Consider the following 21,806-nt stretch of genomic DNA (forward strand, 5'->3'; position numbering starts at 1 on the left):
ATGAATATTACAGTAGTTGGAGCTGGCAAAAGCGGTCTTGAAGCGGCAAAATTAGCCATTAAAAAAGGCGAGAAAGTATTTTTAACTGAAAGTAAAACTCCATCAAATTTTGATTTATTGAAGAAAGAATTAGAAGAATATGAGATAAATTTTGAATTTGGTGGGCATACCGACAAAGCCTTGCAAAATTGCGATTTGATTATTACTTCACCGGGTGTTCCACCACATGCTGATATAATTCGTAAAGCAGAAAACTTGAGGATCCCCATAATTAGTGAAATTGAATATGCTTATAAGTATTTGAAAAATCCAATTATTGCAATAACCGGGACCAATGGAAAGACAACTACTACATCACTAATAGCCTATATTTTAAATAATTCAGGCAAAAAAGCAGTTGCAGCTGGGAATATTGGCAAACCACTTGCTTCCCTTGTTGATAATATCGAAGACAATACAATAATAGTAGCAGAACTCAGCAGTTTCCAACTTGACCGATGTTATAAATTCAAACCAGATGTAGCGATAATTTTGAACATTACGCCAGACCATTTGTATTATCACGGCTCAATGGAAGAATATATCCGAGCAAAGTATAAAATTTCCTTGCAACAATCTCCCGAAAATTTACTAATTTTAAATGCAGACGATGATGCAACTATGGGGATTTTGCCATCCACAAAGGCAAAAGTTGCTTTCATCTCGCTAAAACCAGTGGTGCGGGGAGCATATTGCACCGATGGTTTGATAAAATTAGTTGAGCAGTATAACGAGGAGGACCTGATTTTGGCAAGTAAGCTTGGATTAGCGGGTGTTCATAATACTTACAATTCTATGGCAGCAGCTTTAGCGGCGCGCGCTTTTGAAATACCTAATGAAAATATTCGCGATAGCTTGATGACATTCCGAGGTGTAGAACATCGTCTGGAATATGTCCGCACAATAGACGGAGTTGATTTTATAAACGATTCTAAAGCAACAAATATTAATGCAGCGTGGTTTGCTCTCGCAAGCTACACAAGACCGATTGTGTGGATTGCAGGTGGCAGAGGAGACAACAATGATTATTCCCAATTGGACGAAATTGTTCAGAAAAATGTTAGCAGCATTATTTGCCTGGGCGAAGAAAAGGATGCGATATTTAATCACTTTTGTGCAATGAAACGTTGTGTAAAAGCTGAAACATTGTATGATGCTGTTTTGGAAGCGAAAAAAGTTGCCCATGATGGCGAAGTAGTGCTCTTTGCTCCTGCGTGCAAATCATTTGATATGTTTCTTAATTTCGAGCATAGGGGTGAAGAATTTAAGCGAATTGTAAATTCATTGTAAAATATTGTTCTTATATTTTTAACTGTGGCTATTTTCTAAATGGTGGATTGTTTCACCATTTTCATTTGAATAGCAAAAATAAATTATCATAAATTTTCGTATTTTTTTATTTATGTTTTTATTATTAGTCAAGTTAAAATTACCACCAACTTGTTGTTATTGCAATACTTTATTATTTATTAGATAAAAATATATATATTTGTATTTTGCTTATTAAAGTTGATTTAGAATGTTAGAAACATTAATCGAAATAATACAAAAAATACCGCCTTTTTGGATATTGATAATTGCTTTTGCAGTTACTTATATTGAAAATATATTTCCACCATCGCCATCGGATGCAGTGCTTGTTTTTATGGGGGCGTTGGTAGGCACTGGTTCAGTAGGATTTATCCCTTTACTTTTGTTTGCAACATTAGGTTCGACCTTGGGATTTATTACAATGTTTGTTTTAGGTGTGCGCTTCGAGATGAAATTTATTGAAACAGATAAATTAAAATTCATTTCTAAGAAAGCTTTAATGAAAGTAGATGATTTATTCAAGAGATGGGGTTATTGGTTAATTGTAGCAAATCGATTTCTGTCTGGGACGCGAGCAGTCATTGCTTTTTTTGCAGGAATGAGCTTGTTATCATTCAGAAAATCAACTATTTTATCATTTTTGAGCGCGTTATTGTGGAATTTTATTTTAATTTATTTAGGGTTTGTATTTGGAGACAACTGGAAAAAAGTCGATGAATATATGACTTTATATGGATATATATTAATTCCAATTGTCGTATTACTAATTGCTGTATATTTTATTTATTCATATTTACAAAGCAAAAGACAAGATGGAAATAGCTAATATTGATTTAAACGGCTTCGACTACGAACTACCAAAAGATAGAATAGCATTATTTCCGCTCGAAGAGCGTGATCAAAGTAAATTGTTGGTTGCTGATTGCAAATCACAGAGAATAGAACATAGCGTTTTTTTTAACATAAATGATTATCTTCCAAGTAATTCGCTAATTATTGTAAATGCTACGAAAGTAATACAAGCCCGTATTTTTATGTCGAAGCAAACTGGCGGCAAAGCAGAATTGTTATGCGTTAATCCAATATCACCATCTTCTGACCCGCAAATTACAATGTCCGCTCGAAAAAATTGCATATGGGAATGTATTATTGGTGGAAGAAATATTCGCGAAAACACTAAATTATTTTCTAATGACAATCAGTTATCGGCAAAAATGTTAAAGCGATATGAAAATTATGCAATCGTTGAATTTGAATATTCGGCAAGTGATACTTTTTCTGAAATTCTTTTGAAAATTGGGCAAATTCCACTTCCACCATACATTAATCGAGATATAATTGAATTAGACAAGGACCGCTATCAAACTGTGTATAGCAAGGCAGAGGGTTCGGTTGCTGCTCCAACCGCTGGATTGCATTTCACTGATAAAGTGATTGCCAAACTGAAAGCAAAGCAGATTTTATTTGATGAAGTAATATTGCATGTTGGTCCGGGCACTTTCGTTCCAATCGAAAAAAGTGTTGCCGAACATAAGATGCACAAAGAACAGTTGTTTGTCTCGAAAGCAACTATTGAGAACCTTATTTTAGCAATCAGAAAAAATTCAAAAATAATTGCCACAGGCACTACTTCGCTTCGCACGCTCGAAACACTTTATTGGGTTGGAGTAAAAATTCATTACCAGAACTTTGACATTAACACAAATTTATTATTAAATCAGTTCGAACCTTATCAATTACTTGATAAATATCCTGAAATCACATTTGAACAATCTATGATAGAAATTCAGCAAAAATTTTCGGAAGAAAACAGGTTGTTTATTTCAGGGAATACTGAGCTTTTTATTTTGCCTGGCTATCAAATTAGGACAGCAGATGGACTAATAACAAATTTTCATCTTCCTAAAAGCACATTGTTATTGCTCATTAGTGCATTTGTTGGAGGGGAATTCTGGAAACAAATTTATAATGAAGCGTTAATCAATAATTATCGTTTTTTGAGTTACGGTGATAGTTCTTTATTGATGAGATAATTTGGTAAACGTATTGCTTAATGCTTATCTCAAAACAAAATACAGATTGTTGGTAAGTAACACAAAATTGAGACAAGATAAATTTTTACATAGAATAATACAAGATAGAATTTTTAAAAATGAATAATAAAATGTTTTTATGTAAAGAAGGCTGCCTTTTTGGCAGCCTTACGTGTACAAAAAATAATGAATGCAGATTAAGTTCCAGCATTATAGTTATTGATATAAGCAATTTGCTCTTCGGTAAGTTGGTCGATAGAAATACCCAACATTTCAAGTTTAGTTTTAGCGATAAATTCATCTTGTTCTTGTGGAAGGTCTAAAACTTCGGCAGGAAGTTTTTCACCACGTTTATGTGCTTCAAGAAGACGCAGGTGAGCCATAAACTGGTTGGCAAAAGACATATCCATAACTTCGGAAGGATGGCCTTCGGCAGCAGCAAGATTAATCAATCGACCTTGTGCAAGTAAGAAAATACGGCGACCATCTTTTAGAGTGTATTCTTCGCAATTTGGACGAATGGTGCGTTTGGAGACGGAAAGTTCTTCGAGTTCTGGGATATTTATTTCAGCGTCGTAATGCCCTGTATTGCATACGATAGCACCATCTTTCATATTTTCGAAGTGCCATTTACGGATAACATCTTTTACACCTGTTGCGGTAACGAAAATGTCGCCTATTTTTGAAGCTTCGTTCATAGACATAACTTCGTGTCCTTCCAGAATAGCTTTTAAAGCAGCAGTTGCTTTAACTTCGGTACAAATTGTATTTGCACCTAAGCCTTTAGCACGTTTTGCGACACCGCTACCACAATGACCGTGACCGGCAACAACAAAGTTTTTTCCGGCAATCAGAACAGAGGTAGCACGAATAATACCATCGATTGTAGATTGACCGGTACCATAAACATTATCGAAATCCCATTTAGTTTCAGTATCATTGACAGCAAAAACGGGATAGAAAAGCTTACCGGCATTTTGGCGAGCACGGAGACGTTGGACACCCGTAGTTGTTTCTTCAGTTCCACCAATTATTTGGTTTTTAGCCATTGATTCATAGCTTTCGTGAACAGTGTTGATTAAGTCGCAACCATCGTCGAGAGTAAGATGCGGATTGTGGTCGATAGTTCGCTCAATACACCAGTAGAAATCAGGATGATTGCCGTACCAGGCATAAATTGAAACACCTTCGTCAGCAAGAGCAGCAGCAACAGCATCATTAGTAGATAGAGGATTGCAGCCAGACCAGGTTACATTAGCACCGGCAGCAGCAAAGGTACGGATAAGCACAGCGGTTTCTTTTGTAACGTGGAGACAGCCGGCGATAGTATATCCTTTGAAAGGTTTTGTTTCAGAAAATTTCTTACGCAAAGCCATAAGCACAGGCATACGAGATTCAGCCCAATCAATTAAGAGGCGCCCTTCTTCGGCAAGAGAAATATCACGAACGCAATATTTGCCCTCAACTTCAGAGAATGAACCTTGTGATTTTTTAGGAGGATAGTTTCCCATACTAATTCCTTTATATTAAGCAAAATTTTTCTTTAATACATCAACTAAATCAAGATTTTCCCAGGGGAATTCGTTACGTCCGAAATGACCATAGGCAGCAGTTTGTCGATATATTGGACGTCTCAAATTAAACTTCTCAATAATTCCGCGTGGAGTTAAATCAATATTTTTCATAATAAAATCAGCTATTTCGAATTCAGGAATTTCGCCAGAATTATGAAAATTAACATTAATAGAAATCGGTTGAGCAATACCAATAGCATAAGAAACCTGAATAGTACACTCACGGGCAATCCCAGCAGCGACAATATTTTTAGCCAGATGACGAGCAGCATAAGCAGCAGAACGGTCAACTTTTGTTGGATCCTTTCCAGAAAAAGCACCTCCACCGTGAGGAGCGCGTCCACCATAGGTATCAACGATAATTTTTCTTCCAGTAAGACCGGTATCACCGTGGGGACCACCTATTTCGAAGCGTCCAGTTGGGTTAACGTAAATTTTTGTATGTTCATCAATATATTTCTGAGGAATAACATTTATAATTAGATTTTCAATAATATCTTTGCGGATTTGTTCTTGTGAGACATCGGGGTCGTGTTGAGTAGAGACGACGACAGTATCAACACGCACGATATTGTTATTCTGGTCGTATTCAATAGTAACTTGGGATTTAGAATCAGGGCGAAGGTATGTCATAATCTTCTTTTCTTTACGAATACGAGCAAGTTCCTTCATTAGTTTGTGAGCATAAGCCAGAGTAGCAGGCATATATTCAGGAGTTTCGTCGGTAGCATAACCGAACATCATACCTTGGTCGCCGGCACCGCCAGTATCTACCCCCATAGCAATATCAGGCGATTGATGATTGATAACATTAATCACGCTACAAGAATCAGCATCAAAGCGATAGCCAGCGTGCTCGTAACCAATATCACGAATAACGCCACGGACAAGTTTTTGCAAATCTACATAAGTTTCAGTAGTAATTTCACCGCCAACAACAATAAGACCAGTTGTGGCAAAGCATTCGCAAGCGACACGGCTATTGGGGTCGTCTTTGAGCATAGCATCAAGCACAGCATCGGAGACCTGGTCGCAAATTTTATCAGGATGTCCTTCGGAAACAGATTCCGAAGTGAATAGATAATGATTTCTTCTGTCCATAAAATCCTTTTAAATAACAAAAAAACTAACTATGGTCAATAGTACTCGAATTACCAATATTCAAGCGATGGAAATGCCCGTTTAGTTCAGCATTATTACCAACGATTGAATTTTCAAGCAAAGATGAGGTTACCTTAGCACCATAACTAATAATCGAATCTTTAATAATGCTATCTTTCACAACAGCACCATCAGCAACAGATGTGTATGGTCCAATAATTGAACGCTCAATAACTGCTTTTTCAGAAACAAAAGAGGGCTGAATAATTACCGAATCTTTTAGTTTGAGTTCGGTAGGCTTTCGAACAAGCAAGAATCTATTAGTAGAAAGCAAAGTTTCGGGTTTGCCACAATCATACCAGCCATCAACAGGGAAAGTTACAAATTTAGCATTATCATCAATCATCAGTTGAAGAGCATCGGTAAGTTGGTACTCCCCGCGAGTTCGAATATTATCTGAAATCAATTTAGAAAGTGCAGTAACAAGTTTTTGAGTATCTTTGATAAAATATAGTCCGACGATTGCAAGTTTAGAAATTGGTTCATCGGGTTTTTCGACTAATTTTTCGATAAAATTAGAACCATTTGTTATGACAACACCAAAGCGACGTGGGTCTTCAACTTCTTTTACTCCAATTGAATTACAATCAGATTCGAAAGCTAAGCTAAGGTCAACATCAAAAATAGTATCTCCAAGAATAATCAATAGAGGCTCAGTTTCATAAGTATCACGTCCTGTCCAGATAGCGTGTCCCAATCCAAGCATTTGCTTTTGTTCGACGAAATCGACTTTCATCATTGAATATTTTTTTGTAACGAAATCTTCAACTAAATCACCCATATAACCAGTAATAATGGTTGCGTCGGTAATACCTTGTTGAAGAAGAGAATCAAGGATATGAGCAAGGATTGGCTTTCCTGCAACGTTTAGCAATACTTTTGGCTGAGAATATGTATGGGGTCTTAACCTTGTCCCAACTCCTGCAACTGGAATAACAGCTCTCATAATCAGAAATAATTAATATTCGTAAATTTAGTGATTATTAATTTACAATTTTTTTCTTAAATGATTTATAAAAAATACAATTAATATTTAATAAATATCATCAACGTAAGTCAGTTCATCAATTGGGGGACGAACATAATCAGCACTAATTTTTCTTGGTGGTAATTCTAATGTTGGAGGAGTAACGTCCTCATATTTTATCATTTTTAGGATGTGAGCAATACAATTAAGACGAGCTCTGCGTTTATCATCGGAATGGACGTTGTACCAAGGGCATTGTTTTGTATCAGTATAGCGGAACATTTCGTCTTTTGCACGAGAATAATCACACCACTTATGCCAAGAGGCAATGTCAATATCGGAGAGTTTCCAGCGTTTCATAGGATTAGTTGCACGCTCACGAAAACGAATTTCTTGCTCTTCATCACTGACGGAAATCCAATATTTAAGTAACATAATCCCAGAGCGGACAAGCATTTTTTCAAACTCTGGGCAAGAACGAAGGAATTCTTGGTATTCTTCTTCGGTGCAGTAGCCCATTACGTGTTCGACACCAGCACGATTATACCAGCTTCGGTCGAAAATCACAATTTCACCTGCACTTGGAAGATGCGCAACATACCGCTGGAAATACCATTGGGTGCGTTCTTTGTCGGAAGGTTTTTCGAGAGCAACCACTCGACAACCACGAGGATTTAGGGGCTCCACTATTCGTTTAATTATTCCTCCTTTGCCAGCGGCATCACGCCCTTCGAAAACAATTACAACACGAAGACCTTTTTGTTTGACCCAATATTGGAGTTTAACAAGTTCTTGTTGGAGTTTAGCAAGTTCTTGTTCGTAAAAATCTTTTGAAATTTTGCCTTTCTTATTGAATTTTTCAACGGGTTGGTCTTTTTTACCCATAAGATATCTCCAAAATTTTTTACTTTTAAATTATTGAAAAAAGTTATTAAATTCAATTAATAATGTTTCATAATATATTTTTTATGTTTGATGAATAAAAGACTATATTTAATTGATGGGATGAGCATTGTTTTTCGTGCTTACCACGCAATGAAATCAACAGAGTTGAGAGACAAAAACGGCGAACCTACAGGTGCAATTTTGGGATTTGTTAATATTATCACCTCTTTTTTAGAGAGGGAATCTCCTGAATATATGGCAATAGTATTCGATACTGAACATCCTACATTTCGCAATGAACTTTATAAACAATATAAAGCAAACAGGGATAGTTTTCCCGAAGATTTAGCCCCACAACTATTGAAAATCAAGAAATTTATACATTTAATCGGGATAGAGCAAATTGAAGTGCCAGGGTTTGAAGCGGACGACGTGATTGGAACGATAGCTAAAAAATCAGCACAAGAAGGTTATGAAGTAGTATGCCTGACAAACGATAAGGATTATTACCAATTAGTTGACGAAAAGATAAGTTTGATGAAACCATCACGGAAAGGAGAAGACTTTGAGATAGTTCGCAGATCGCAAGTTTTTGAAAAATTTGGAGTTAAACCTGAGCAAGTTGTAGATGTATTAGCATTAATTGGTGATACAAGCGATAATATTCCAGGTGTGAAAGGTATAGGGGAAAAAACAGCAATACCACTGGTGCAAGAATTTGGTTCAATTGAAAAGATATATGAAAATTTGGATAAAATCGAAAAAACTTCAATTAGGACCAAATTGGAAAACGACAAAGAAAGTGCTTTTTTAGCAAAAAAATTAGTTACCATCGACACGAACATACAGAAAGATTTCAATTTGGAAGAAATGAAGTTGAGAACCCCTGATTATTATGGACTGGACAAATTTTTTGAGGAATTATCGTTTATTCAAATTCGTCAGAGGTGGCAACAGAAGGGTAATATAAGCGTTAATTTCGATAAAACAAACAACTCTCAATTGAATAATATTGACAATATTAAGATAAATTATCAAATTGTCACAAATTCAGCACTTCGTAAAATCATCAATTATCTAAGCAGTTTTGAAATTATTGCTTTTGATATAGAAACCGATTCGCTCGATAGGCAAAGTTGCGAAATTGTTGGTGTTTCGTTTGCTGCAAAGCCAAATGAAGCGTTTTATATTCCAATTGCTAAGCGAAAAGATGATGGGTTGTTCAGTATTAAAGGCACATTATTCGATTTTTCAAATGGTGAAGAAAATAAAGAAGACGGAATTCCATTCGAAATGGCTATCAGCGAAATAAAGAAAATTTTAGAAAACCCACAAATTGCAAAATGTGGTCAAAATGCAAAATTTGATGCTTTTATTTTAAAACGATTTGGAATAAATATATATCCGATTGTATTTGATACAATGGTTGCAGATTATTTGTTAAATCCGGAGGTACGGCACAATCTTGATGCATTGAGCGAACGGTGGTTAAACTACAAACCAATTCCAATTTCTGATTTAATCGGCGAAAACAAAAAGCAACAAATCTCTATGCGAGATGTTCCAATAGATATTGTTTCGAAATATGCCTGTGAAGATGCAGATTTAGTGATAAAGCTGAAAAATGTATTGGAGAAAGAACTTGAAAAAACAGAGATGACAAAATTAGCAAATGAAATTGAGTTTCCGTTGGTATCAGTTCTTACAGATATGGAATACGAAGGAGTAAAAGTAGATAGAAATGTTTTACAATCAATTTCGGTCGAACTAAATGAAGAAATCTTAAAGCTTAAAAAAACAATTTTTAATTATGCAGGGAAGGAATTCAACATAGATTCACCAAAGCAATTAGGTGAAATATTATTTGATAAATTAAAAATTAAAGCTTTGAAAAAGACGAAAACAGGATACAGTACTGATGCTTCAGTACTGTCTGAATTGGCGGCAAAACATCCAATTGCAGAAACATTATTGGAATATAGACAGTTGATGAAGTTAAAGTCAACGTATGTAGATGCACTACCTGAACTAATTAATCCACGAACCGGCAAAGTACATACGAACTTCAATCAAACAGTAGCTTCAACTGGAAGGCTGTCTTCGACTGACCCAAATTTACAAAATATACCTATTAAAACAGACAAAGGGAGAGAAATTCGAAAAGCATTTGTTCCAACAAGAGAAAACAACGTAATAATTTCGGCAGATTATTCGCAGATTGAGCTGCGAGTAATGGCATTTATTTCTAAGGATAAAAATTTGACAGAGGCTTTCAAGCAAGGTCTTGATATTCATTCAGCAACAGCGTCATTATTATTTAACACTGATATTGATAAAGTGGATAGTCAGAAACGCAGAATAGCTAAGACGGTAAATTTTGGAATTCTTTATGGACTTGGAAGTTTTGGATTAGCGCAAAGATTGGGTATTTCAAGAACAGAAGCAGCAGAAATCATTGATAATTATTTTAAGAAATACTCTGCAATTAGAGATTACATTAATAACACTATAGAATTTGTTCGAAAGAATGGATATGCAGAAACACTATGTGGAAGGCGTAGATATTTTCAGGATATTAACAGCAAAAATTCTAATTTAAGAGCAGCTGCTGAACGTGCAGCGATAAATATGCCCATACAGGGGACAGCATCGGATATGATAAAAATAGCAATGATACGTATTCATAACCGATTATTGAATGATAGTTATAAAACACGCATGATAATGCAGGTGCACGACGAATTGGTATTTGACGTTCCTGAAAAAGAGGTTAAATCCGTCTCCCACCTTATCGAAAGCGAAATGAGCAGTGCTTTGTCGTTAGGTGAAGTGCCCGTAGCAGTAGATATTGGCGTTGGTAAAAATTGGTTCGAGGCACATTAGCTATCAATATATTTTAAGTTTAATAATCACAACATAAGTTTTATTTATTAAGTTCAACATTAGAAAGTAATATGAAAACATTTTTTCTCCTCCTACCAATTGGCTAAAATTAGCCTTGCAATAGTCTTAAATAAGCATTTGGATTTTGGTTCGACTGACTCAATGAGACAAGCGAGGCTTGCTGCAAGAATTGAGATTTAATTAGTTGTAGCTGTTCTTTTGCAACGTCAGCATCTTCAAGACGAGAAATAGCAGCTTTATAGTTAACTATTTGATTCTTGAGCAAATCTTCTTGGGACGAAAGTCTGTTTGAAATTCCACCAAGGTAAGAAGCGACTTTATTAATATTTTCAATAGCATTAGCAAGACTGGTAAGAGTAATGTCAATTCTACCGATATCGAAAATACCAAGGTTGAAAATTGAAACATCGTTTAATTGACGGAGATCAAGACCCGTAATGCCAGCAAACATATTAGTTTGAAGTGAGTTAATATCAAAATAGTTGCTTTCAATATTAAAATCGATATTCTCTCTTCTCATATCAATATTAATTGAAAGCAAAGTGTTGCGAGCATCGAGACCAATGAGAAAATTAGCAGTATAGGTACCACTGAGAAGTTGAGCCCCACCAAACACAGTAGAATCAGCAACAGTTTGAATTTGTTGAGCCATACGATAAGCGGCTTTGGCAAGAGCTACTTTTTCGTCAGTGCCCATCGCGCCTGATGCGGCTTGAGCAGCAGCATCTTTTATCTTTATCATCAGCTCATTAATATTATCAAGAGAATCCATGACAATATTAGCCACGTTGTTGGCATCACCTACAGTATTAAGAGCAGATTGCAAAGCACCGTTGCGAGCCATAAGTGAGCGAGAAGTAATATAACCCGCGACATCATCTGAAGCGTTATTGATCCTTTTACCTGTCGAAAGTCTCAATTGACGGAGAGAGATATCACGATTAGAGACTTCAAGTGCGTTATATGCATTTTCGGACGGTATATTTGTCCTTATTCTTGCATTCCCTCCAATAGCAAATGGCATTTTATCACCTACATATTATTCAAAATAATTATCTTTGAATTAATTGCAAGAATGCTTGCGGATTAGCATTAGCTTGAGCTAATGAAGCAAGCGAAGCTTGTTGCAAAAACTGTGATTTAATTAACTGCAATTGTTCTTTTGCAACATCAGCATCTTCAATTCTCGAAATAGCAGCATTATAGTTAGTAATCTGCCCCTTTAACAAATCTTCCTGCGAATTAAGTCTATTGACAATACCTCCAATAAGTGAAGCAACTTTATTTACATTATCAATAGCTTTAGCCAACGAAGAAATAGTTGCGGCGAGCATATCATCATGGAAAATACCCAAGTCACCAGAAGAAACGCTATCCAACAGACGCAAATCCAATCCCGTAACACCAGCAAAATTACCGGTTTTCATTGAATTCACATCAAAATAGTTACTTGGGATGTTGTAATCAGGATTTCTAAATGTCATATCAACACTTAAAGTAATTAATTCGTGACGCGCATTAGTCCCAATAACATAATTAGCCGAATAAGTACCGTCAAGCAGTTGTCGACCACCAAAAACAGTAGAATCGACAACAGTTTGAATTTGTTGAGCCATACGGTAAGCGGCCTTGGCAAGAGCAACTTTTTCATCGGTTCCCATAGCACCCGATGCAGCTGTCGAAGCACCTTCTTTAATAAGATTAAGCAAATTATAGATGTTATCTAATGAATCCATTAGGATGTTAGATACATTAGAAGCATCTCCTACTGCTAAAAGAGCAGCTCTCATAGCACCGTTTCTTGCTTGCAAAGCGCGAGAAGTAATATACCCCGAAACATCGTCTGCAGCATTGTTGATTCTTTTACCTGTTGAGAGCCGCAATTGTCTGAGCGAAATATCTCTGTTTGAAGTTTCCAGAGAATTATAAGCATTCTCTGACGAGATATTCGTCCTAATTCTTGCGTTTCCTCCAATAGCAAATGGCATTCTACACCTCCTGTGTTTGTAGCAACCGCCGGGGGAGCATTTGCTACAATCCAACTATTAATTAATAAAACAATAATTAATTTTCAACTTCAAATATTTTATTTTCAATATATATGCCAACATTATGCCAATATCTATCCTTCAAACTCATCTTTTCAATTTTATCAGAAGCAACAAATTTGTCTTGTTAATAGAAAATAATTTGCCATAAATCGAGAAAATCAGAAAATAAATCCAAAGAATGTTTTTGAAACTATTGTGATTTCTACATTCTGAAGTCAAACATTTCCAGAAAAGGAAAATTGATATTACTATGGGCAAGTACAATATTTTGAATATAGTTATACAAACGGCTAATATTCGCCAAAATAACACTTGAATTTCATAAATATAATTTTTTATTGTTAATAAAGTATCAAATCCCATTTATTAAAAAATTTGACTAATTTTGGACATTCAAATAATATTATACACAATTTTGGCATTTATTTCGTTCATCAAAAGTAAAAATGATGAGAAAAGAATTATGAAAACAATATTAATTGTTGGTGCAGCAACTGTAACATTAGCATTAGTTAGTTATTCGATTGCAATAATAAATGAACAGAGAAATAAAATCGCTTCGAAAAAAGTTTTATACTTTTTGACTATTGGATGGGTTTTAGATGTATCAGCAACGATTATGATGATTATTGGGTCAAGCAATACACCGTTTACTTTACACGGAGCGGTTGGGTATTCCGCTTTGCTGTTAATGACAATTGAAACATATATAATGTGGAAATTGAAAAGAAATAATGGTTTCAATGTAGAGGTACCCCAAAATATTCATATATATTCGAGACTGGCATATATTTGGTGGGTAGCAGCATATATTACTGGTAGTCTGCTTGTGTTCTTAAAGTAAATTAATGAATAATTAATTATTTTATATTTGTTTATTAATTATGCAAGTAATATATTTGTTATATGAAAATGAAGTATTGTCTCATAATTTTCTTTTTTAGCGTAACACTATCATTGATAGCGAGTGATGTTTTTTTATCATCATTTACTGCGAACTCTACCTCAAATACTATAATATTGGAGTGGAGAACAATTGATGAAAATGGATTGAATAAATTTGAGATTGAACGTTCAGTGAAAGGTTCTCCTTTTCAAAAAATATCAGAAGAAAAAGCAAAGGGTACTCCCTCTTTTTACCGTTATGTTGATAACGAAATTTTGATGAAAATTTCCACTGAAATTGATAAGAACGACCCCTCTACATTAAATAAAAATTATTACATTTACAGGATAAAATCTGTATTCAATAATGGAAATGTAGTTTACAGTGACGAAGTAAAAGTAAACCATTCCGTTAATAGCATTCGCCGTACGTGGGGAATGATAAAAGAAATGTTTAAATAATTTTCTATCATTTTTCTTAAAAATATTTTCAATTAGTTTCGTTTAATTAATTAGTTTCTAAATTTTAGTTTCCCTATAAAGAGGAGTTTTTATGGCTAAAAAATGCTTTACTTTTCTTTTAGCAGGTATATTATCACTATTGCTATCTGCTAATCTATCTGCTCAAACCCAAAATCTTACTTTTACCGTTCCTAATAGTCCATCCCAGTATGCATATTACTCAAATTCGCTAACTGATGCAGGATGGACTACTTTTACACGTGCTGACACAGGCTTAATATCATCTGTTTCAGTTACGTTTACCTGGATGACAGACGACTGGCCAGATGAAGGTTCGCTGATAATTCGTCATCCCGATAATACAGCTTATAATTTGATAACTAATGGTGTAACTTCAACGGGACTGACGATTAACGCAAATACGACCAACACTTTTACAATTTCTTTCACAACATTTGCAAACAAGCTTATTGCTGGTACCTGGCAGATGTATGTTTTAGATTCGTACGGTGATGGCGGACACGAAATAACTAACATCACGGTTTCAATTGATTATACTATCCCACCACCAATGAGTTATACTTCATCAACAGTTTTACAGGTTACCAATTCAGTATCACCCGGTACGCCCAAAGCACCAGTTATTGCAATCAGAATAACTACAAGTGGATTAAGTCCAGCAATTAATGCAACCAACTTTTACTTAACAACAACTGGGACTACCGATTTAGGTGATATTTCAAATGCAAGAATATATTATACAGGAAACAGTGCGGTATTCGACACGACTACACAATTTGGAACTGTTGTTGCAACACCAACTGCAGCCTTTAATATTGTAGGGAATCAAACACTACTCTTTGGAGATAACTACTTTTGGTTAACTTTTGATGTTGATTCATTTGCCACACAATATAATTTTATTGATGCAACATGTGATTCTATTATAGTTAACGGAATAACAAGATTCCCAACAACAACCAATCCAACAGGTAATCGGAAAATAGTTGCTCCATTTAATGGAAACTATTACGTCGGTACAGGACAAGTATATACTAATTTGAGTTCGTTAGCTTTTGATATCAGCTCCGTTGGGCTTACAGGCGTGGTTAATATTTATATTAAGAATAACATTACCGAACCACAAAGAATAACATTTTTTGCACCTCCAATTGGCAATGGCTATCAGGTTCGTATAAGACCAGACGCTAATGTAACTGCAACGATTTCAGCAAATCATGGAAGCCAGGTTATGCTGGTAGATGGATTTAATAACATTAGAATTGATGGTTCAAATGTTCCTGGTGGCACAACAAGAAACTTAACGTTTGCGAATAATAGTACAGCTTCGGTTGCCCATGGGATTTTCGTTCAAAATTGTTTTATGTTTGAATTAAAAAACACAAATATCCAAAATGGTAGTTCAAACACTGGAACAGCAGTAGTAGTTTCAACAGTAAATACTGCTACAGTGCAAAACAATGCAATTTCGAAAGCAAATATCGGGCTTACAATCCAGAATAATAGCCAAAACATCAATATTATTGGCAATCAAATTGGAAGTATGACAATATCGAATACTGTATCCGTGGCAGGTATAAATTTTGGGACAGGAACTGGATTTACAACTAGTTGTGATGGTTTTACTGTTGCAAATAATAAGATTGACGGGCTTATTTATACTGGTACTTCTGCAACATTTACTTATGCATTTTTAATAAACAATGCTGTTAACGGTATTGTAGAAAATAATGAAGTGTTAAATGTAGTAAACAGTGCGGGTCATCACATTGTGTTTAGAATAGTAGCAAATGAGGCAACACCTCCGAGGGACTTAAATTTGATTATACGAAATAATTCTGTTAACAATATAAGCGTTTCTGCTTCGAGTGGGAATTTCTTTGGTTTTTATAATACTTACTCTCAGAATGTTAAGATTTTGCACAATACCATCAATATTGGCAGTTCGTCAGTTGCTCCAGTTGCAATTGGACAGCGCTATCAAGTTGGGTGCCTTAATTACCACGTTAATAATAATATATTTGTAATGAACCCAGCTACAACAGGAGGACTAAAGTATATTTATTATATAGATGCAACACAATCAGTTACTCCTTTTGCAAATTTAAACAATAACTTATATAACATAATGACAGGGGCTAACTTCGCGTTTTATCTTGGTGTAGTTCAAGCCACATTAGCTAATTGGACAACAACACTTGGAGGAGGAACGTCTAATTCCGACTACAATAGTTTAATGAAACTTCCATCATTTGCTAGTGCGGGTGCCCCATATCTCGCTGGTTCAGTTCTTGCTGATGCTGAGTATTTGGTGCCAATACTTGTTGATGCTGAAACTGATATAGATGGAGAAATAAGAACCACTCAAAATAACCTTGCAGGTGCTGATATATTAATTCCATCCGAAATACAATTTTCGACTAATTTACCGTTATCTAAAGAAGAAACTGCTGGAATCAGCACAGTTGTATATAGCATTACACCTCAATTAGGTTCTACATTTAACGATGGTATTACTCGAACTCCTCCGACAGGAGATTTGCCTGCAATGAATTATACATGGTTCTTCAATAATAATGAAATTCAAACTGGGGTTAATAATTTTATTGTTAATAGAAATAATTTATCCATAATAAACACTAACGCAACTAATCACAATGGACAGTATTACTGTGTTGTTAATTTCTTCGGGACATATGGAGTAACTAATACTTCGACTTTATCTATTGTAAATCTCCCGCGTCCTGTGCTAACCTCTCCTGCATCAGGAACACAGAATGTCCCAATTACTCAAGTATTCACCTGGGGAACAGTCAACACTGCTCTTCAATATCAAATTCAAGTTGCATATGACGTGAATTTCCAGAATGTAATTGCTTCAAATATAGTAGGTACAAATAGCACATCATTTACAAGTTTGCCATATTTTGCAGATATGTTCTGGCGTGTTCGAGCAATAAGAAATGCCGATACAAGCTTATGGAGCGAAGTATGGACATTTAAAACAGTAGGGCCACCAATTGCTCCGCCGGCAATTATTGCACCAAACAATAATGCTATTGACTTGCCTTTGACGGTATCATTTATCTGGTATTCGTTCTTATCAGCAACGGGTTATACTTTGCAAGTATCAACAGTAAGTAATTTTTCAACTACAATTTATAATCAAGTAGTAACAGATACGTCAGTTACAATTTCGAATCTTCAACCAAACACACAATATTATTGGAGAGTGCGTTCTCTGCGTGGGTCAGAAATTAGCGCTTGGTCTACGGTTAGAACATTTACAACTGGCTCAGGACTCATTATACAATCATATTCGCTCTGGAATGGCTGGAATATGATTAGTGCATATGTAGAGCCAGTAAATAGTAGCATCAGCAACATTATGCAATCGTTAACAGGTAATTTGCAAATGCTCAGAAATTTTGCTGGGCAAGTTTATTCTCCTTCATTTACTAATACGTTGACAAATTGGGATAAATATCAAGCTTATCAAATGAGGCTTACAACAAGTGCTGTCTTTAATTTAGAAGGAGCACAAATTGTCCCAGAAAACACACCAATTACACTTAATATGGTAGGTTGGTATTGGTTGCCATATTTTAGGACATCGCCTGCATCAGTAGCAACTGCACTTGCCTCTATTAATGGGAAATATTTACAGGTAAAAACAATTACTGGACAAGTATATATGCCTCCATTTGCTAATACGCTTACACAACTCGAACCAGGCAAAGGGTATATGATTCGCCTCATTGTCAACAATGGAATTCTTACATATCCAGCAAACGGAGCAATTAAATCAACTGCTAACCACAATACAATCAAAGAGCCAAAATTCTTTGTTCGTCCAAATATATCAACCGGTAAAAACTCATTCATAGCTCTTGATGTTCAAGCAAACGAAGGCGATGAAATTGGTGTCTTCACACGTGATGGATTACTTGTCGGGTCAAGCGTTTGGCAAGAGAGTTTACGTGGCGTAGTAGTCTGGGGTGATGATGAATTTACTACTGAAAAAGATGGTGCATACGAAGGCGAAGATTTGATTGTCAAAGTATGGAAGCATTCTAACGAATGTATTGGCAATCTTAAAATTACTGAAAACAAAGATTTGGCAAGCGGTAATCGTTCTTATTCTTTACGTTACGAAACAGATGCTGTTGTTATGCTGAAAGGAACAGTTGAGATTGAAACATCAAGTGCGATAATCTCTCCACAACCAGCTTACAATGAATTGTTTATTGCTTTTGGGAAAGCATCGAATAGCGCAACTGATGTCGAGATTTATAATCAAAACGGTGATTTAGTGCTCAGATCAAACGTTAATGCTTCAAATGGGATAATTAAGCTCGATGTAAGCAATTTGTCAAGTGGTGTATATAACGTAATAATTCGTACAGGCAATACAACTTTAAAAGAGAAAGCGTTGATTTTGAAATAATATAACATATAAACCAATTCATAGAAAGGGAGTCGTTTTGAAAAAGCGACTCCTTTTCTATTTTCGAACATTTGCTTATTTAAGAATATGTAGTCGGTGTCCTTTGGCATATATTTTGCTGAATTAAGTATAAAATTATCGTATTTTTTGGGGGGAAATTATGAACGAAGCATTATTAAAAGCAGGTTTTATTCTTACTTCCGCTTTTATTTTTGTGCTTATCAATTCTGATATTGTCGTAAAAGTGTCCAATTACGTGAAAAAACAGTTTGTGAGCAATCACAAAAAATGATACAACATGCAAAACATATCATATTTTTGCTAATAATTTTACTGGCTTCAGGTTGCGCCAGTAGCATCCGCTTTTCAAGCGATCAAACAGGTGAAACTACAAAAAAAAATGAACCTCGTGCTACTGAAACACTTTCCCGAAGAAGCTCTGATATAGAAACAATTGAACAGAAAAAAGAAGAAAAAATCAGTGCGGATAGGGAAAAAGTTGTAAAAATTGCTCAAAGTTGGTTGGGGACACCATATGTTTGGGGTGGTAATACTCGCGGAGGTGTTGACTGTTCGGGATTAGTTAAAAATATTTATGAACAGATTGGGATTAATCTTCCGAGAACAGCGCAACAGCAATTTGAATTTGCATGTAGGATAAACGATAGAGAATTACGTCCAGGAGATTTGCTATTTTACCGTAAAGGGAATAAAATATCTCACGTTGCTATTTATATAGGCAAAGGTGAGATTATTCATTCATCTTCATCTGCAAAAGGAGTAATTAAGCAGTCTTTCAATGATAATTATTTATCAAGTATCTATGTTGGTGCTGGGCGAGTGTTACATTAAATTACAACTGTGAAATTTCGCGGTAAAGCTCGTAAAACTCCTTCCTTCAATAAATTTTCTCCGAATCTGTCGCTGAAAATGGAAAAATGCGAGACTAAACAACTTGATTTTAGTAAAAATTTGTCAAGTTTTTCAATAATATTGTCTTTTTCATTGACAATTGACTGAAAAAAGTTGTCTTTTCTTAGATACTCTTCAACTACAAGAGAAAAATAATCAGAAAATGAGTTGATTATTTGCAAAAGATTTGGTTTGATGCCAATTGCAGGACTATCAGCAAAAACTTCAACTCTCATCATTATGTTTTCATTTGGCTTTCTTGCAAAGAAAAGCAGAACAATCGGCTGAGAATTTGTATTAGCAAAAATATTGTATTCAGAAATTTTCGATAAGATTTGAAGAAAATCATCTGAATGTGAAAGCTCAGGCAATTCAGTTTTTAAAAAATATACTTTTTGCAAGCCAAAATTTTCAACATTTTGAGCGAGTTTATTATATAATTCTTTTAAAGGAAGAAATACATCTACAAAGCGTCTAATTAAATCAATATCTTTGCCCAAAGTTATAGATATAGTAAAAATTGCATTGTAATATGCAGATTTTGAATGTATATTTTCATTAAAATTTAAATTGTCCAGTATATTTGAAAAGTTCAGAACTTCTGTTCGAAGTATAGTAGTTTTTTTGACTGATAAAAATTCAATAATTTCAAGGATGCGTTGATTTTCAGGAAGGTTGAGCACTCTCGCGATTTCAGTATGAGGACGCAATTTCCCAGAAGAAGAGGTCGAAACTGAATGAACAAGTAAAACAAGCTGAGGCTCTACTTCGGCAACATAGAAAAAAAGTATATCACCAGTGCGTAATTTACTATGCAGCAACGCGGTAAATGTGCCCATCGGCAATTTGACTTTTGCAATTTCCTTATCTATAATTTCGAGGACAGTCCCCAACACAACTTCGCCAACTTTCAGTTTTTGCGTCTCTGTTTTGAGCTGCTGCCGGGAACGCATCGGAACGTAGTAATTACCAGAGCCTCCTCCCTGCCCTGTTCGGTCTGGTCCACCAATATTTCCAATATCATTCATTAAAATTGTTTTAGAAACTTGTAATTATTTTCATATAACAGTCTTATGTCATCAATACCAACTCGGAGCATCGTAACTCGTTCAATCCCAAAACCGAAAGCATAGCCTGAATATTCTTCCGGGTCTATACCACAATTACGCAGGACGTTTGGATGCACCATACCGCAGCCGACCACTTCGAGCCAACCTGAATGCTTGCAAACACGGCAACCTTTCCCACCACAAAGGTAACAAGTAATGTCCATTTCGGCGCTTGGTTCGGTGAATGGGAAAAATGAAGGGCGGAAGCGAAACTTTATATCACTGCCATACATTTTTTTTGCAAACACCATCATTGTTGCTTTGAGCTCTGCAAAATTAACATTTTTGTCGATATACAAACCTTCAATTTGATGGAATTCGGCAAGTGATCGCGCTGAAATGGCTTCGTTGCGATAAACTCTACCTGGCATAATAGTTCTAATCGGTGGCTTCTGCGATTGCATCACCCGGATTTGAACGGGAGAAGTATGTGTTCGCAACAATATATTTTGTTGGTCAGATTTAATAAAAAATGTATCCTGCATATCGCGAGCGGGGTGGTCAGGCTGGAAGTTCAGGGCATCGAAATTATGGTATTCGTCCTCGATATCTGGTCCTATAGCAACAGAAAAGCCCATACCGACAAAGATTTCCACCATTTTATCCAAAGTTTGATAAATTGGGTGGTAAGTGCCTTTTGGATGACGTCTTCCCGGTAATGTAAGATCAATGGTAGGTCTTGTAATTTCTTGTTCATCAAACTTTTCTTTAAGCAGACGGAATTTATCTTCAACTTCTTTTTTACATAGATTTAGTTCTTTGCCAATTGATGGTTTTTCGGCAGGTGAAATAGTTTTCATTTTGTCGAAGAGAGCTTGTAATGGACCTTTTTTTACTAAATAATCAAGACGAAATTGTTCAAGTTCTTTAGAATTATTGATATCATCGAGCTTTGCCAGCATCTCTTGTTTTAATTTAATTATTTCGTCGAACATAAAACAACCTAAATTAATTATTTACAAAGCTGTAATTTATTAAAATAAAATTAAGTTTCAAACAAACTTTTGTTTTATACAATTTGTAAAAATATAAACGTTATTTAATT

General features: G+C 35.4%; 17 protein-coding genes. 9 read left to right on the forward strand and 8 right to left on the reverse strand.

The genetic code is table 11. The annotated features are described in order from the left end of the window. From murD to AC6QZF_RS05675, 3 genes are all read left to right on the forward strand, one after another. Nucleotides 1–1,329 (forward strand): UDP-N-acetylmuramoyl-L-alanine--D-glutamate ligase, encoded by a 1,329-nt coding sequence (murD, locus tag AC6QZF_RS05665; RefSeq protein ID WP_499798907.1) that lies wholly within the window; start codon nt 1–3, stop codon nt 1,327–1,329. 229 nt (nt 1,330–1,558) lie between these two features. Further along, nucleotides 1,559–2,176, forward strand: coding sequence for a DedA family protein (locus tag AC6QZF_RS05670; protein ID WP_499798908.1), 618 nt, complete (start codon nt 1,559–1,561; stop codon nt 2,174–2,176). Beyond that, on the forward strand, nt 2,163–3,383 hold the full coding sequence (locus tag AC6QZF_RS05675; RefSeq protein ID WP_499798909.1) for an S-adenosylmethionine:tRNA ribosyltransferase-isomerase: 1,221 nt from the start codon (nt 2,163–2,165) through the stop codon (nt 3,381–3,383). The genes AC6QZF_RS05670 and AC6QZF_RS05675 overlap by 14 nt, the downstream gene beginning before the upstream one ends. Nucleotides 3,384–3,580: 197 nt before the next feature. On the opposite strand, the gene AC6QZF_RS05680 is transcribed toward AC6QZF_RS05675, so the two are convergent. From AC6QZF_RS05680 to ppk2, 4 genes are all read right to left on the reverse strand, one after another. Next, nucleotides 3,581–4,894 (reverse strand): adenosylhomocysteinase, encoded by a 1,314-nt coding sequence (locus AC6QZF_RS05680; protein ID WP_499798910.1) that lies wholly within the window; start codon nt 4,892–4,894, stop codon nt 3,581–3,583. A 15-nt stretch (nt 4,895–4,909) separates the two neighbouring features. After that, a complete protein-coding gene (gene metK / locus AC6QZF_RS05685; protein WP_499798911.1) occupies nt 4,910–6,058 on the reverse strand; it encodes a methionine adenosyltransferase in 1,149 nt (382 codons plus the stop codon). Nucleotides 6,059–6,083: 25 nt separating this feature from the next. Next, the gene (locus AC6QZF_RS05690; protein WP_499798912.1) at nt 6,084–7,064 is read right to left on the reverse strand and encodes a sugar phosphate nucleotidyltransferase; all 981 of its coding nucleotides are present in this window, start codon (nt 7,062–7,064) and stop codon (nt 6,084–6,086) included. An 87-nt stretch (nt 7,065–7,151) separates the two neighbouring features. Next, nucleotides 7,152–7,970, reverse strand: a complete 819-nt coding sequence (gene ppk2, locus AC6QZF_RS05695) for a polyphosphate kinase 2 (RefSeq protein WP_499798913.1) — start codon at nt 7,968–7,970, stop codon at nt 7,152–7,154. 90 nt (nt 7,971–8,060) lie between these two features. On the opposite strand from ppk2, the gene polA reads away from it, so the two are divergent. Beyond that, nucleotides 8,061–10,853 carry a DNA polymerase I gene (polA, locus tag AC6QZF_RS05700; RefSeq protein ID WP_499798914.1) on the forward strand — a complete coding sequence of 931 codons (2,793 nt, stop codon included), beginning with the start codon at nt 8,061–8,063 and terminating at the stop codon, nt 10,851–10,853. Between the two features lie 109 nt (nt 10,854–10,962). On the opposite strand, the gene AC6QZF_RS05705 is transcribed toward polA, so the two are convergent. Both AC6QZF_RS05705 and AC6QZF_RS05710 read right to left on the reverse strand, forming a co-directional pair. Then, a complete protein-coding gene (locus tag AC6QZF_RS05705; RefSeq protein ID WP_499798915.1) occupies nt 10,963–11,898 on the reverse strand; it encodes a flagellin in 936 nt (311 codons plus the stop codon). Between the two features lie 28 nt (nt 11,899–11,926). Continuing rightward, complete coding sequence (locus tag AC6QZF_RS05710) at nt 11,927–12,862, reverse strand: flagellin (RefSeq protein ID WP_499798916.1); 936 nt, start codon at nt 12,860–12,862, stop codon at nt 11,927–11,929. Between the two features lie 526 nt (nt 12,863–13,388). Between AC6QZF_RS05710 and AC6QZF_RS05715 the strand changes: the two genes are divergently transcribed. From AC6QZF_RS05715 to AC6QZF_RS05735, 5 genes are all read left to right on the forward strand, one after another. Beyond that, entirely contained in the window at nt 13,389–13,769 is a 381-nt protein-coding gene (locus AC6QZF_RS05715) for a hypothetical protein (protein WP_499798917.1), read from the forward strand. Between the two features lie 68 nt (nt 13,770–13,837). Beyond that, entirely contained in the window at nt 13,838–14,272 is a 435-nt protein-coding gene (locus AC6QZF_RS05720; RefSeq protein ID WP_499798918.1) for a hypothetical protein, read from the forward strand. A 91-nt stretch (nt 14,273–14,363) separates the two neighbouring features. Next, entirely contained in the window at nt 14,364–18,740 is a 4,377-nt protein-coding gene (locus AC6QZF_RS05725) for a T9SS type A sorting domain-containing protein (protein ID WP_499798919.1), read from the forward strand. A gap of 160 nt (nt 18,741–18,900) precedes the next feature. After that, the gene (locus AC6QZF_RS05730; protein WP_499798920.1) at nt 18,901–19,032 is read left to right on the forward strand and encodes a hypothetical protein; all 132 of its coding nucleotides are present in this window, start codon (nt 18,901–18,903) and stop codon (nt 19,030–19,032) included. Continuing rightward, nucleotides 19,029–19,592, forward strand: a complete 564-nt coding sequence (locus tag AC6QZF_RS05735; protein WP_499798921.1) for a C40 family peptidase — start codon at nt 19,029–19,031, stop codon at nt 19,590–19,592. Before AC6QZF_RS05730 ends, AC6QZF_RS05735 begins: the two co-directional genes overlap by 4 nt. Here the strand turns inward: AC6QZF_RS05735 and AC6QZF_RS05740 are convergent. Together AC6QZF_RS05740 and pheS are read right to left on the reverse strand one after the other, a co-directional pair. After that, nucleotides 19,589–20,680 carry a hypothetical protein gene (locus AC6QZF_RS05740; protein WP_499798922.1) on the reverse strand — a complete coding sequence of 364 codons (1,092 nt, stop codon included), beginning with the start codon at nt 20,678–20,680 and terminating at the stop codon, nt 19,589–19,591. The two genes, AC6QZF_RS05735 and AC6QZF_RS05740, sit on opposite strands and share 4 nt — an antisense overlap. Beyond that, complete coding sequence (gene pheS, locus AC6QZF_RS05745) at nt 20,680–21,696, reverse strand: phenylalanine--tRNA ligase subunit alpha (RefSeq protein WP_499798923.1); 1,017 nt, start codon at nt 21,694–21,696, stop codon at nt 20,680–20,682. Before pheS ends, AC6QZF_RS05740 begins: the two co-directional genes overlap by 1 nt. Nucleotides 21,697–21,806 lie beyond the last annotated feature (110 nt).

The organism is Eximiradius sp., from assembly GCA_937127445.1.
GTDB lineage: Bacteria > Bacteroidota > Ignavibacteria > Kapaibacteriales > UBA2268 > JAKIZO01.

Excerpts from the sequence above, each read along its gene's own strand:
- murD (WP_499798907.1), top strand. The coding sequence starts at position 1 with ATGAATATTACAGTAGTTGGAGCTGGCAAAAGCGGTCTTGAAGCGGCA.
- AC6QZF_RS05680 (WP_499798910.1), bottom strand. The coding sequence starts at position 4,894 with ATGGGAAACTATCCTCCTAAAAAATCACAAGGTTCATTCTCTGAAGTT.
- AC6QZF_RS05730 (WP_499798920.1), top strand. The coding sequence starts at position 18,901 with ATGAACGAAGCATTATTAAAAGCAGGTTTTATTCTTACTTCCGCTTTT.
- AC6QZF_RS05705 (WP_499798915.1), bottom strand. The coding sequence starts at position 11,898 with ATGCCATTTGCTATTGGAGGGAATGCAAGAATAAGGACAAATATACCG.
- AC6QZF_RS05715 (WP_499798917.1), top strand. The coding sequence starts at position 13,389 with ATGAAAACAATATTAATTGTTGGTGCAGCAACTGTAACATTAGCATTA.
- AC6QZF_RS05710 (WP_499798916.1), bottom strand. The coding sequence starts at position 12,862 with ATGCCATTTGCTATTGGAGGAAACGCAAGAATTAGGACGAATATCTCG.
- AC6QZF_RS05740 (WP_499798922.1), bottom strand. The coding sequence starts at position 20,680 with ATGAATGATATTGGAAATATTGGTGGACCAGACCGAACAGGGCAGGGA.
- AC6QZF_RS05735 (WP_499798921.1), top strand. The coding sequence starts at position 19,029 with ATGATACAACATGCAAAACATATCATATTTTTGCTAATAATTTTACTG.
- pheS (WP_499798923.1), bottom strand. The coding sequence starts at position 21,696 with ATGTTCGACGAAATAATTAAATTAAAACAAGAGATGCTGGCAAAGCTC.
- ppk2 (WP_499798913.1), bottom strand. The coding sequence starts at position 7,970 with ATGGGTAAAAAAGACCAACCCGTTGAAAAATTCAATAAGAAAGGCAAA.
- polA (WP_499798914.1), top strand. The coding sequence starts at position 8,061 with ATGAATAAAAGACTATATTTAATTGATGGGATGAGCATTGTTTTTCGT.
- AC6QZF_RS05720 (WP_499798918.1), top strand. The coding sequence starts at position 13,838 with ATGAAGTATTGTCTCATAATTTTCTTTTTTAGCGTAACACTATCATTG.
- AC6QZF_RS05675 (WP_499798909.1), top strand. The coding sequence starts at position 2,163 with ATGGAAATAGCTAATATTGATTTAAACGGCTTCGACTACGAACTACCA.
- metK (WP_499798911.1), bottom strand. The coding sequence starts at position 6,058 with ATGGACAGAAGAAATCATTATCTATTCACTTCGGAATCTGTTTCCGAA.
- AC6QZF_RS05670 (WP_499798908.1), top strand. The coding sequence starts at position 1,559 with ATGTTAGAAACATTAATCGAAATAATACAAAAAATACCGCCTTTTTGG.
- AC6QZF_RS05690 (WP_499798912.1), bottom strand. The coding sequence starts at position 7,064 with ATGAGAGCTGTTATTCCAGTTGCAGGAGTTGGGACAAGGTTAAGACCC.
- AC6QZF_RS05725 (WP_499798919.1), top strand. The coding sequence starts at position 14,364 with ATGGCTAAAAAATGCTTTACTTTTCTTTTAGCAGGTATATTATCACTA.